The sequence below is a fragment of the Saccharothrix saharensis genome (genome assembly GCF_006716745.1).
GTDB classification, from domain to species: domain Bacteria; phylum Actinomycetota; class Actinomycetes; order Mycobacteriales; family Pseudonocardiaceae; genus Actinosynnema; species Actinosynnema saharense.
Window position 1 is genome coordinate 5807205 of record NZ_VFPP01000001.1, and the last position, 12093, is coordinate 5819297.

Here is a 12093-nt window from a genome sequence, read left to right on the forward strand (position 1 = left end):
TCGTACTGTGTGTTCAACCGAAAGGTTGAGTAAGGAGATGGTGGTGGACGACCAGTTGTCGCGGGTGTTCTCGGCCCTGGCCGACCCGATCCGGCGCGACATGGTGGCGCGGCTGGCGGTGGCCGACGCGACCGTCAACGAGTTGGCCGAGCCGTACTCCGTGACCGTGCAGGCCGTGTCGAAGCACCTCAAGGTGCTCGAGGACGCCGGGCTCGTCAGCCGCCGCAAGCAGGCGCAACGACGGCCCGTCCACCTCGAGGCGGAGGTGTTCGACCTGATGACGAAGTGGATCGAGCGCTACCGGCAGGAAGCCGAGCAGCGCTACCAGCGACTGGACGCCGTGCTCGCCGAGATGGCGCAGGCGCCCGAGCAGACCCGAGCAGAAGGAGAAGCATCATGAGCACGACCACGCACCCCGAGACCACGATCAGCGCCGACCCGGCCCTGCCCACGATCCGCATCACGCGCGAGTTCGACGCGCCGGTCGACGCGGTGTTCCGGGCGCACGTCGAGCCCGAGCTGGTGGCGAAGTGGCTGGGCCCGCGCTCGCTGACCATGCTGGTGGACCGGTGGGACGCGACGACCGGTGGGGGCTACCGGTACACGCACGTGCGCGGTGACGAGCAGTACCGGTTCTACGGGTCGTTCCACGAGGTGCGGCCGAACGAGCGGATCGTGCAGACGTTCACCTTCGAGGGGTTCCCGGACGGCGTGTCCCTGGAGACGGTGACGTTCACCGACCTCGGGGGTGGGCGGACGCGGCTCGACGTGCTCAGCGTGTTCGAGACGACCGAGGTCCGGGACGCGGCGATGGCCAGCGGCATGGAGACCGGGGTGGTCGAGGGGTACGAGCAGCTGGACGAGCTGCTCGCCTGAGCTCCGGGCCCGGTCCCGGTTCCGCCGCCCGCCCCGTGGCCGTTCACCGGTCGCGGGGCGGGCACGTGCGGGGGAACCACTCGGCTGCGGCCTCCCGAAGGGCTCGTCGGTCCGGGTGGGCCGCGTCGACCGGCCTGAAGCGCTCGAACCCCGGTCGAATCGGGCCTCGGCGGGGATGTGCCGGGTCCGTCAGGGGACGTTGGCGGGGGTCGGGGGGACGTGGTCGGTGGTCGTCCGGCCCTGGGACCAGAGGTGGGCGTAGGGGCCGTCGGCCCGCAGGAGGTCGGCGTGGGTGCCTTGTTCGACGATGCGGCCCTCGGACAGGACGATGATCCGGTCGGCGCGGGCGGCGGTGGCGAGGCGGTGGGCGACGACGAAGGTGGTGCGGGAGCCGGCCAGGTGGTCGCCGGCGGTCAGGACGGCGGATTCGGTGGCCGGGTCCAGGGCGGCGGTGGCTTCGTCCAGCAGGAGGATGGTCGGTTGGACCAGTTCGGCGCGGGCCAGGGCGACCAGTTGCCGTTGGCCGGCGGAGAGGCCTTGGCCGCGTTCGCCCACTTGTTGGTGGAACGCCTTGGGCAGTGAGGCGACGACGGGCAGGGCGCCCACGGCGCGGACCGCTGTTTCGATCTCGGCGCGGGTGGCGTCCGGTTTGCCGTAGGCGACGTTCTCGGCGATGTCGCCGCCGAACAGGTGGGCTTCCTGGGGGACGATGCCGAGGCGTTGGCGCAGGTCCGAGAGGTCGTAGTCGCGGATGTCGACGCCGTCGACCAGGACCGTGCCCTCGGTGGCGTCGTAGAACCTCGCCACCAGCTTGACCAGGGTGGACTTGCCCGCGCCCGTGGCGCCGACGAAGGCGACGGTTTCACCCGGGGAGACGTGCAGGGAGATGCCCTCGACGGCCGGTTGGGTGGTGCCCTGGTAGGTGAACGAGACGTCGCGCAGCTCCACCTCGCCGCGCAGGTGGGTGACGGGCACGGGGTCGGCGGCCGGTGGGACGGTGGTCGGCGTGCGCAGCAGGTCGCCGATGCGGCTCAGGCCCACCCTGGCCTGCTGGTAGCCGTCGAAGACGCCGGACAGCTGGTACAGCGGCGAGAAGAACAGGCCCAGGTAGAGCACGAACGCAAGCAGCACGCCGGGGGACAGGGTGCCGTCCGCGACCCGGTACGCGCCGACCACGAGGATCGCGGCCTGCGCCACGCCCGAGAGCAGGGCCAGGAACGGGAAGTAGGTGGCGATGTAGCGCTGGGCCCGGATCCGGGAACGGCGGTAGGCGTCGCTGCGCTCGGCGAAGGCCTCCGCCGAGCGCGCCTCCCGCGTGTAGGCCTGGGAGACGCGCAGGCCCGAGACGTTCTCCTGCAGGTCGGCGTTGACGGCGCTGACCCGTTCGCGGGCTTCCGCGTAGGCCGCGGAGGAGACGCGTTGGAAGATCACGGTCGCGACGAGCAGGATCGGCAGCACGGCCAGCGCCACCAGCGCCAGGCCCGGGTCGGTGACCACCAGGGCCACCGCGATGCCGACAACGGTCAGGACGCTGATCGCGAACGTGGTCAGGCCCGTCTGCAGGAAGCTGGACAGGGCGTCCACGTCGGTGGTCATCCGGGTCATGATCCGGCCGGCCATCTCGCGCTCGTAGTAGTCCAGGCCGAGTCGTTGCAGGTGGGCGTAGCTGCGCACGCGCAGCAGGTAGAGCAGGCGCTCGCCGACGCGGGACGTCACGACGGTGCCGGCGGCGGCGGACAGCCAGCCGAGGACGACGAGGGTGAAGCTGATCGCCGCGGCGATCCACAGCCACTCGCCCTGGCCGCCCATGACGCCCCGGTCGATGCCCAGGCGCACGAGGTTCGGCGAGGCGACCGCCAGCGCGGTGTCGACGAGCAGCAGGCCGGCGACGCCGACCATCGCCCAGCGGACCGGGCGGAGCAGGGTGCGCAGCCGGAAGCCCGGGTCGGGGGCGCGCGGGTCCTCGCCGTCCAGGGTGGGCACGTCCCGGGCCGGTGGCAGGGCGTGGACGCGGGCCATCAGCTCGGGGGTGGGCGGGGTGCCGCCCAGCAGCGCGGACGTACCGCCGCCGCCCCGGGACAGCTTGGCGGTGCCCACGGCGCGGTTCGCCGCGCGCACGGCCAGCTCGTCCTCGTCCGACTCGGGCCACAGGTCCGGGGTCCAGCCGTCCGGGCCCGGTTCCAGGCGGGCGTCGGCGCGGGCGTCCACCTGCTCGATGGCCTCGCCCGGGCCCGCGAGCAGGTCGCGGTAGAGCCGGCAGCGGTGGTGCAGCTCGGCGTGCGTGCCGATGTCGACCACCCGGCCCGCGTCGAGCACGGCGATGCGGTCGGCCAGCGCCAGCGACGACCGCCGGTGCGCGATGAGCAACGTGGTGCGCTCGGCCGTCACGGCGGCCAGCGTGCGGTGGATCGCGGCCTCGGTGGCGTTGTCCACGGCCGAGGTCGCGTCGTCCAGGACCAGCACGCGCGGGTCGGAGAGCAGGGCGCGGGCCAGGGCCACGCGTTGGCGCTGACCGCCGGACAGGGTCAGGCCGCGCTCGCCGACGACGGTGTCGTAGCCGTGGGGCAGCGCTTCGATGAACTCGTGCGCCTCGGCCGCCCGCGCCGCCGCGCGCACCTGCTCGTCGGAGGCGTCCGGCAGGCCGTAGGCGATGTTCGCCCGGACCGTGTCGGAGAACAGGAACGCCTCCTCGAACACCGTGCCGACGGTCCGGCGCAGCGAGGACAGCCGCAGCTCGCGGACGTCCACGCCGCCCACGGACACCGCGCCCTCGTGCACGTCGTAGAACCGCGGCAGCAGGAGGGACACGGTGGACTTGCCCGAGCCCGCGGTGCCGACGATCGCCAGCGTCTCGCCCGGCTCGACCCGCAGCGACACGTCGGACAGCACCGGTTCGCTGCGCGTGTAGCCGAACGTCACGTCCCGCAGCTCCACCGCGATCGAACCGGCGGGCACGTCCCGGTCGCCGTCCACCACCGACGGCTGCGAGTCGACCAGCTCGTACACCCGCTCCACGCCCGCGCGGGCCAACTGGGCGGTCACCATCAGGCTCGCCAGCAGCCGGGTCGGGCCGACCAGCGTGGCCACGTAGGTCGCGAACGCCAGGAACGTGCCCAGGCCGATCTCGCCGCGCAGCGCCAGCCAGCCGCCCAGCGCCAGCACCGCCACCTGGCCCAGGTAGGGCAGCGCGGTCAACGTCGCGGACGGCCGGGCGGTCAGCCGGGCGGCGCGCATGCGCTCGCCGAACAGCAGCCGGGCGCGCGACTCCAGGCGGGCGACCTCGCGCACCTCCTGGCCGAAGCCCTTGACCACGCGCACGCCGGTGACGGTCTCCTCGACCTGCTGCGCCACGTCGGCCGCGCGCTGCTGCGCCGACCAGGTGGCCGGGAACAGCGTCAGCCTGCTGCGCGCCGCGACCACGCCGACGGCGGGCACGATCACCAGCGCGATCACGGTCAGCAGCGGCGACAGCCAGAACATCGCCACGATGGCCGCCACCGCGAACACGACCGTGCCGAGCGCCAGCGGCGTCATCGACAGCAGGCTGTTGACCAGTTGCAGGTCGGTGATCGAGCGGGACACCACCTGGCCGGTGCGCAGCGCGTCCTGCTTCGGCCCGTCCAGCCGCTGCACCGCGCCGAACACGGCCTGCCGCAGGTCGTGCTGCACGTCCACGGCCAGCCGCCCGCCCAGGTAGCGGCGCACGAACGCGGTGCCGAAGGTCAGCAGCTCCAGGCCGACCAGGATGATCGCGAGCCACGTCAACCGGTCGGTCCGACCGGACACGGCGTCGTCCACCGCGACCTTGATCAGCAGCGGGCCGACGGCCTGCAACCCCACGCCCACGACGGCGGCGAGCACCGACAGCACCACGAGCGCGCGGTGCTGCCAGCACGCCCTGGCGAGCCTGCGGATCCAGCCGTCGGAAGAAGTCACGGGTTCCAACATAGGTCGGACCACCGACAGCGTCGGCACCCGCGGACGTGACGAAGGCCGCCCCGAACTTCGGGACGGCCTCCGTCATTCGATCAAGGTCACTCCGATCAGGTGATGTCCTTGCGCTGCGTGGCCGCCCAGCCGCCGAGGAAGAACAGCGCCGTCCAGACCAGGAAGATCAGACCGCTCAACCACCAGTCGAACGCGCCCAGCGCGCCCGCGATGGCCCGCAGCCCCTCCACCAGGTCTTCCGGCACGACGCCCGCGTTGGCCAGGAACAGCGACGACGCCACCGAGCCGGTCAGGCCGTTCACCGCGCCGTTGGGCAGGAAGCCGATGATCTCCGGCAGGCCCTGCGACGCCAGCACGAGCTGGATGCCGTTCTCCACGATCAGCATGTAGAGCAGCAGCACCACGGTGGTGCCCACGACGCTGGTCATCAGCGCGCCGACACCGACGCCGAACATCGTCATCAGGATCGAGGACAGCACGCCGACACCGGCCAGCGCGAGCCACCCGCCCGCGTCGGGCAGCATGCTGGAGTTCGAGGTCAGCGCGATGCCGAGGCTCACCGACGCCACGATCGCGACGCCGAAGATCGCGCCCCAGAGGACGTAGACGATCATTTTGGCGGCCAGCGAGGAGACCCGGTTCGGCGCGGTCAGGAACGTGGTGGTGATCGTCTTGCGGTTGATCTCGTTCGCGATCGCCAGGCCGCCGAAGATCATCGGGAAGATCGTGGCCACGTTGATGCTGCGGGCGATCCCGAACACCGACATCTGCCACTGCGACGGGTCGACGTTGAGGATCGCGGCCAGGTCCTCGGCGTCGGAGCTGCCCATGAAGTCCGAGACGGACTTGAAGATGGCGCCGGTGCCCAGCGCCCAGCCGAACGCGAGCAGCACGGTCGGGATCATCAGGCCCCACCACAGGCCCGTGGTGGTGGTCTTGCGGAACTCTGACTTGATCAGGTTGCCCATCACGCACCGCCCCCGAGGCCGCCCTGGCCGTGCTGCGGACCGTACGGGTTGTCCTGCTGGTAACCCGGTGGTGGCTGCTGGTAGCCGGGTGGGGGTTGCTGGTACTGCTGCTGGTAGCCGGGCGGCGGCGGCTGCTGCTGGTAGCCCTGCGGCGGCGCCTGGTAGCCCGGCTGCTGGTACGCGACCGGCTGCGCGTACTGGCCCGGTGCGGCGTACTGGCCGTTGGTGAGCTGGAAGAACAGCCGTTCCAGGTCGGCTTTCTCCTCCTGGAGGCCGTAGATCGACACGCCCGCCTTCAACGCGGTGTCGGCGACCTGCTTGGCATCCACGCCGCCGACCGCGATGCGGCCGTCGGGCAGCTGCTCGATCGCGGTGACGCCGTCCTCGCGCAGCGCGCCGACCAGCGCGCCGACGTCCGACGGCTGCACGAGCACCCGGCCCTGCTGCCGGCTGCGCAGGTGGTCCAGCGGACCGTAGTACATGGTCTGGCCGCGGCTGATGATGACCACCTGGTCGACCGTCTGCTCGACCTCGGCCAGCAGGTGGCTGGAGATCAGCACGGTCCGGCCGCTGCGCGCGTAGGACTGCAGGAACGTCCGCAGCCACGCGATGCCCTCCGGGTCCAGCCCGTTGGCCGGCTCGTCCAGCACCAGGATCTGCGGGTCGCCGAGCAGCGCGGTGGCCAGGGCCAGCCGCTGCTTCATGCCCAGCGAGTACCCGCCCGCCTTGCGGTCGCCCGCCGCGGCGAGGCCGACGAGCCCGAGCACCTGGTCGGCCCGCGAGTCCGGCACGCCGATCGCGGCGGCGTAGACCCGCAGGTGGTCGCGGGCGGTCCGCTTGGGGTGGAAGCCCTGCGCCTCCAGCACCGCGCCCACCACCCGGCCCGGGTTGCCCAGTTGGCCGAACGGCCTGCCGTTGATCAACCCGATGCCCGCGGTCGGGGTCACCAGGCCGAGCAGCATGCGCAGCGTCGTCGTCTTGCCTGCCCCGTTGGGGCCGAGGAAGCCGGTCACCGAACCGGGTTCCACCGTGAAGCTGAGGTTCTGCACCGCTGCGACCGGACCGAACTGCTTGGTCAAGTTCTGCACCACGATGCGGCCACTGCCGTCGTGCACGCGTCCCTCCCGAGTACTCCTACCGGGCGTCATCCTGCCCTAGGAGGGTCACTCGGGGAGGGCGTGTCGCGGTTTCGAGGCCACCCTCGGTATCTCCGCGGTGGTCTCGACCTCGGCCGTGCGGCGCAGCGTGCGCAGCGGGCGGCGGCGTTCGCGGTGCGGCAGGCCGTCGCCGATGAGGTGCTGGTGCGCCATCGTCCACACCTGGCACGGCCACTTCTTGTGCCGCAGAATGCCGGGGCACGCGCCGCAGCGGCCGTCCGGATCCGGTTGGTGCACGGTCAGCAGCAGCCGCCACCCGTCGGCCAGGCGGTGGATCTCGGAGCGCGCGAGCGGCACGAGCGCGTCCGCCTCGCCGCTCTCGGCGGCCTCGTCCAGCAGCGCCAGCCGGCGCAGCACGGCGGCCCGCAGCACCTCGTCCACGCGGGTCACATCCGGCCGGCGGCTTGGTCGAGCAGGCGGTGCAGCCTGCGCGTCTGGGTGACGGACATCACAGCGGACTCGCCGGGCGGCGCGACCAGCAGAACCCGGTCGTCCTCGACGAGCACGGTCATCGACCGGTCTCGCCCGAACGGGTCGTGGCAGTCGATCCAGCCCTCGGGTTCAGCCATGTGCGCTCCGATCGGCGATGGCGCGGCACGACGCCGCGCGAGCGGACGACCCCGCTCCGTAGCTGCGGAGTTCCTGCCCTGTCCATCGGTCGAGGGGTCGTCGTGACTTACCCGTTATCACCCAAGTTCACTCGATCGCTTGAGCGCGGGCACGGCGCGTTGCCACCGCCGGGCGAACTGTGGGCCGGATCGGTGGGGTCGCTGGGCACGGACCCCTGTTCCCGGCTAGGATTGGTGACGCGGCCCGCTCCCAGTGACCCCCAGGCTGGTTGAGCGGGCCGTCTTTCTTGCCGAAGGGCCCCGCTCACGTGCTGTGAGCGGGGCCCTTCGCGGCAGGTGGGTGCTCAGACGTCCAGCGGCGTGTGGGTCATCCCGTGCGCCTGGGCCACCGGCAGGTTGGTGAGCAGGCCCTCGTGCGCGTTCAGGCCGAGCGCCAGCGACGCGTCACCGCGCAGGGCCGCCTCCCAGCCGTGGTCCGCCAGCGCCACGGCGTACGGCAGCGTCACGTTGGTCAGCGCGTAGGTCGACGTGCGCGGCACCGCGCCGGGCATGTTCGCCACGCAGTAGAAGACCGCGTCGTGCACCTGGTAGGTCGGGTCGGCGTGCGTGGTGGGCCGCGAGTCGGCGAAGCAGCCGCCCTGGTCGATCGCGATGTCCACCAGCACCGAGCCGGGCTTCATGTCCGCCACCAGCTCGTTGCTCACCAGCTTCGGCGCCTTCGCGCCGGGCACCAGCACCGCGCCGATGACCAGGTCGGCCTCGCGCACGGCCTGCTCGACGGAGAACCGGTTGGACGTCACGGTGCGCAGCCTGCCCTGGTAGAGGGCGTCGATGTGGCGCAGCCGGTCCACGTTGGTGTCCAGGATCTCCACGTCCGCGCCCATGCCGACGGCGATGGCCGCCGCGTTCAGGCCCGCCACGCCGCCGCCGATGACGACCACGCGCGCCGGGTGCACGCCGGGCACGCCGCCGGGCAGCACGCCGCGCCCACCGGAGGGCTTCATCAGCGAGAACGCGCCCACCTGCGGTGCGAGCCTGCCCGCCACCTCCGACATGGGCGCCAGCAGCGGCAGCGCGCCGTTCGGGGTCTGCACGGTCTCGTAGGCGATGGCGGTGGTGCCGGAGTCCAGCAGCGCCTGCGTCAGCGGCCGGTCGGCGGCCAGGTGCAGGTAGGTGAACAGGACCTGGCCCTTGCGCAGCCGCGGGTACTCCTCCGCGATGGGCTCCTTCACCTTGAGCACCAGGTCGCCCTCGGCCCACACGTCGTCCGCGGTGGCCAGCACCTTCGCGCCGGCGGCCAGGTACTCCTCGTCGGTGATCGCCGAACCGAGGCCCGCGCCGGTCTCCACGACCACGTCGTGGCCGCGCTGGGTCAGCTCGTGGGCGCCCGCCGGGGTCAGCGCGACGCGGTACTCGTGGTTCTTGATCTCGCGGGGAACTGCGATCCGCACGGTGGGCTCCTTCGGCCGTTGTTACACCCAAGGTCCGGTACAGCGTTTTCGGTGTCATCGTGTCGACCCCACCAACACGGCCGTGCGTGGTTGTGCGGGCGGAACAAGTCAGGGGGCGCGTTGACACCCGTCGGCGTCGGCACCTAGCGTTCGGGCGACCAACTGAACATCGGCCGCGGCGCGTCGTGAGCGCCGGAACCCGCGCGGGAGAGACCTCGGTGATCGTGCCGGGGCGCCGAAGGAGCAAGCACCCCGCACACTCTCAGGCAGCGAGAACCGCTCGGGTGAGGCGACTCTGGAAAGCGCGCACGTCCGGCGCACCCACGGTGCAAGCCGACGCTGCGGCGTCGGTGAAGCTCTCAGGTCCCAGGACAGAGTGGGGTCGAAGACCTTGCCGTCCTAGGGAGCGCTGTCGTGACTTTTCCGGACAACCTGCTGTACACGCCCGAGCACGAATGGGTGGACTGGGCGCCGGGTACCCAAGAGCCCGTGGCGGTCGGCATCACCTCGTACGCGGCGGACTCGTTGGGCGACATCGTGTTCGTCGAGCTGCCCGAGGTCGGCACCGCGGTGACCTCCGGCCAGGTGTGCGGCGAGCTGGAGTCGACCAAGTCGGTCAGCGACCTGTACGCGCCGGTCAGCGGTGAGGTGGTCGAGGTCAACCCGGCGGCCGTGGCCGACCCGTCGTTGATCAACAACGACCCGTACGGCGGCGGGTGGCTGTTCAAGGTGGCGGTGACCGACGCGACGGGGCTGCTGACCGCGGCGAAGTACGCGGAACTGACCGGGGACTGACGCCATGGCGATCAGCGTGTTCGACCTGTTCTCCGTGGGGATCGGGCCGTCGAGCTCGCACACCGTCGGCCCGATGCGCGCGGCGATGCTGTTCACCGAGCGGCTGCGGCCCGCGCTGGGCTCGGTCGACCGGGTGCACGTGGAGCTGTTCGGGTCGCTCGGCGCGACCGGGCACGGGCACGGGAGCCCGAAGGCGGTCCTGCTCGGCCTGGAGGGCTGTCGGCCGGAGGCGGTCGACCCGGTCGAGGCCGAGCGGCGGGTGGCGGAGATCCGGTCCACCGGGCGGCTGCGGCTGGCCGGCGTGCGGGAGATCGCGTTCACCGAGGACACCGACCTGGTGATGCACCGGCGCAAGTCGTTGCCGTTGCACCCGAACGGGATGAGCTTCACCGCCCACTCGGGTGACACCGTGGTCGACTCGGCGGTGTACTACTCGGTCGGCGGCGGGTTCGTGGTGGACGAGACGGCCACCGGGACCGACCGGATCAAGCCGGACGAGACGCCGGTCGCGCACCCGTTCCGCAGCGGTGACGAGCTGCTGGCGCGGTGCCGGGAGACCGGGCTGTCGATCAGCGAGGTCATGCTGGCCAACGAGCTGTCGTGGCGGGACGAGGCGTCGGTGCGGTCGGGGCTGCTGCACATCTGGGACGTGATGCAGGAGTGCGTCGAGCGCGGCTGCACGGAGACCGGCGTGCTGCCCGGCGGCTTGAAGGTGCGCCGGCGGGCGGCCGAGATGCGCCGGCGGATGACCGCCGAGCACTACGCCACCGACCCGTTGCGGGTGATGGACTGGGTGACGTTGTTCGCGCTGGCGGTGAACGAGGAGAACGCCGCCGGCGGCCGCGTGGTGACCGCCCCGACCAACGGCGCGGCCGGCATCGTGCCCGCGGTGCTGCACTACTACACCCGGTTCGTGCCGGGTGCGTCCGCCGACGGCGTGGTGCGCTTCCTGCTGACCGCGGGCGCGGTCGGCGTGCTGTTCAAGGAGAACGCGTCCATCTCCGGCGCGGAGGTCGGGTGCCAGGGCGAGGTCGGCTCGGCGTGCTCGATGGCGGCCGGCGGGTTGGCCGAGGTGCTGGGCGGGACGCCGGAGCAGGTCGAGAACGCGGCCGAGATCGCCATGGAGCACAACCTGGGGCTGACGTGCGACCCGATCGGCGGGCTGGTGCAGATCCCGTGCATCGAGCGCAACGCGTTGGCGTCCATCAAGGCGATCACGGCGGCGCGGATGGCGTTGCGGGGGGACGGTTCGCACTTCGTGTCCCTGGACAAGGTCATCAAGACCATGCGTGAGACGGGCAAGGACATGAAGGTGAAGTACAAGGAGACCGCGCGCGGCGGCTTGGCCGTGAACGTCATCGAGTGCTGATATCCGCGCTCTGACCAGGGCGGATGGCTTCCATCGTTCCTCGGTGGTTCTCGCCACTGCCTGACGTCTCACGGCCTGGAGACGGCCTGATCTTGAGCCGCATCTGACGGGCTTCACCTCGGTAGCGCGGGGTGGAGCCCGTTTGCGCGTCTTGGGCCTGATCCTCGTTGCCGCGCAAGGACTTCTCGTTGGCAAGGCGGCGAAGCCGCTGCGGCAGTCGATCGCCGTGCCCAGCCTGACCAAGCCGCGTGACCGCGCGATCGTCCCGACTGCTGCGGCTGGGAGCTGTCGTCCCCTCCGGCTGGCGCGCCGCCTCCCGACCACGTGCACCGACTCCGCGCACGGCCGACGGGCGGAGCGGAGCGGGAGCCTGTCGTGCCGGGATGCGGGGAGTCGGTGCCAACGTGCGTCGGACCTTGCCGCGCGCCGCCGCAGGCGGCGCGCCTTGATCCCATACAGCAGAATTCAGCAGCGACTACGGCAGGAGGTTCACGCCGTCGTGAGCGCGGGTGTGCAATTCGGGCTCGAACGCATCGGTGACTCGTACTGCGTACGCCGGTGACATTGCTTCGCGGACTTCGTCCAGCGTCATCCAACGGACCTCGACCGCTTCAGCGCTTGCGGAGGCCGGCTCGTTCAGCGGTGTGCAGCGGTAGACCAGGGCGACGATGCCGCGCTGCATGTTCTTGTAGACGCCGGTGAGCCGTTGGACCTGCACCGACATGCCGGTCTCCTCCAGCACCTCCCGCCTGACGCCTTCCTCGAACGTCTCGGCCATCTCCAGGACTCCGCCGGGTGGCTCCCAGCGGTCGTTGTCCCTGCGGCGGATGACGAGCACTCGACCTGAATCGTTGACCACGATTCCGGCGACGCTGACCGAATGGCGCGGCGTGTCTGCCATTTCCCCGCTTTCGCCTCACTGTCCCACTGTGGGACGATATGCACGTCTAGTCGTCTGTA

The 12093-nt window shown here is 71.5% G+C and carries 11 protein-coding genes and 1 riboswitch; of the genes, 4 read left to right on the forward strand and 7 right to left on the reverse strand.

The genetic code is table 11. The features are described from left to right. Window positions 1-37: 37 nt before the first annotated feature. Together FHX81_RS26170 and FHX81_RS26175 are read left to right on the forward strand one after the other, a co-directional pair. Window positions 38-400, forward strand: a complete 363-nt coding sequence (locus FHX81_RS26170; RefSeq protein ID WP_211363851.1) for an ArsR/SmtB family transcription factor — start codon at window positions 38-40, stop codon at window positions 398-400. Beyond that, on the forward strand, window positions 397-876 hold the full coding sequence (locus FHX81_RS26175; protein ID WP_141980697.1) for an SRPBCC family protein: 480 nt from the start codon (window positions 397-399) through the stop codon (window positions 874-876). The genes FHX81_RS26170 and FHX81_RS26175 overlap by 4 nt, the downstream gene beginning before the upstream one ends. Before the next feature lie 189 nt (window positions 877-1065). On the opposite strand, the gene FHX81_RS26180 is transcribed toward FHX81_RS26175, so the two are convergent. The 6 genes from FHX81_RS26180 to ald form a co-directional block, all read right to left on the reverse strand. After that, window positions 1066-4824 carry an ABC transporter ATP-binding protein gene (locus FHX81_RS26180; RefSeq protein ID WP_141980698.1) on the reverse strand — a complete coding sequence of 1253 codons (3759 nt, stop codon included), beginning with the start codon at window positions 4822-4824 and terminating at the stop codon, window positions 1066-1068. Between the two features lie 95 nt (window positions 4825-4919). Continuing rightward, window positions 4920-5792: an ABC-2 transporter permease gene (locus FHX81_RS26185; protein ID WP_170232174.1), complete on the reverse strand. Its 873-nt coding sequence runs from the start codon at window positions 5790-5792 to the stop codon at window positions 4920-4922. Further along, complete coding sequence (locus FHX81_RS26190) at window positions 5792-6907, reverse strand: ABC transporter ATP-binding protein (RefSeq protein ID WP_141980700.1); 1116 nt, start codon at window positions 6905-6907, stop codon at window positions 5792-5794. Before FHX81_RS26190 ends, FHX81_RS26185 begins: the two co-directional genes overlap by 1 nt. A 48-nt stretch (window positions 6908-6955) precedes the next feature. After that, window positions 6956-7330 carry a hypothetical protein gene (locus FHX81_RS26195; RefSeq protein ID WP_141980701.1) on the reverse strand — a complete coding sequence of 125 codons (375 nt, stop codon included), beginning with the start codon at window positions 7328-7330 and terminating at the stop codon, window positions 6956-6958. A gap of 5 nt (window positions 7331-7335) precedes the next feature. Next, the gene (locus FHX81_RS26200; RefSeq protein ID WP_141980702.1) at window positions 7336-7518 is read right to left on the reverse strand and encodes a hypothetical protein; all 183 of its coding nucleotides are present in this window, start codon (window positions 7516-7518) and stop codon (window positions 7336-7338) included. A 344-nt stretch (window positions 7519-7862) separates the two neighbouring features. After that, entirely contained in the window at window positions 7863-8969 is a 1107-nt protein-coding gene (gene ald, locus FHX81_RS26205) for an alanine dehydrogenase (protein WP_141980703.1), read from the reverse strand. Window positions 8970-9163: 194 nt separating this feature from the next. Further along, window positions 9164-9258: riboswitch (glycine riboswitch) on the forward strand. Window positions 9259-9383: 125 nt separating this feature from the next. Here ald and gcvH point away from each other — a divergent pair. Together gcvH and FHX81_RS26215 are read left to right on the forward strand one after the other, a co-directional pair. Continuing rightward, window positions 9384-9764, forward strand: coding sequence for a glycine cleavage system protein GcvH (gcvH, locus tag FHX81_RS26210; protein WP_211363563.1), 381 nt, complete (start codon window positions 9384-9386; stop codon window positions 9762-9764). Between the two features lie 4 nt (window positions 9765-9768). Then, entirely contained in the window at window positions 9769-11133 is a 1365-nt protein-coding gene (locus FHX81_RS26215; RefSeq protein WP_141980705.1) for an L-serine ammonia-lyase, read from the forward strand. Window positions 11134-11608: 475 nt separating this feature from the next. Here the strand turns inward: FHX81_RS26215 and FHX81_RS26220 are convergent, their stop codons facing one another. Next, window positions 11609-12034, reverse strand: a complete 426-nt coding sequence (locus FHX81_RS26220; RefSeq protein ID WP_141980706.1) for an NUDIX hydrolase — start codon at window positions 12032-12034, stop codon at window positions 11609-11611. Between the last annotated feature and the right edge of the window lie 59 nt (window positions 12035-12093).

Excerpts from the sequence above, each read along its gene's own strand:
- FHX81_RS26170 (WP_211363851.1), top strand. The coding sequence starts at position 38 with ATGGTGGTGGACGACCAGTTGTCGCGGGTGTTCTCGGCCCTGGCCGAC.
- FHX81_RS26175 (WP_141980697.1), top strand. The coding sequence starts at position 397 with ATGAGCACGACCACGCACCCCGAGACCACGATCAGCGCCGACCCGGCC.
- FHX81_RS26180 (WP_141980698.1), bottom strand. The coding sequence starts at position 4,824 with ATGTTGGAACCCGTGACTTCTTCCGACGGCTGGATCCGCAGGCTCGCC.
- FHX81_RS26185 (WP_170232174.1), bottom strand. The coding sequence starts at position 5,792 with ATGGGCAACCTGATCAAGTCAGAGTTCCGCAAGACCACCACCACGGGC.
- FHX81_RS26200 (WP_141980702.1), bottom strand. The coding sequence starts at position 7,518 with ATGGCTGAACCCGAGGGCTGGATCGACTGCCACGACCCGTTCGGGCGA.
- FHX81_RS26215 (WP_141980705.1), top strand. The coding sequence starts at position 9,769 with ATGGCGATCAGCGTGTTCGACCTGTTCTCCGTGGGGATCGGGCCGTCG.
- FHX81_RS26220 (WP_141980706.1), bottom strand. The coding sequence starts at position 12,034 with ATGGCAGACACGCCGCGCCATTCGGTCAGCGTCGCCGGAATCGTGGTC.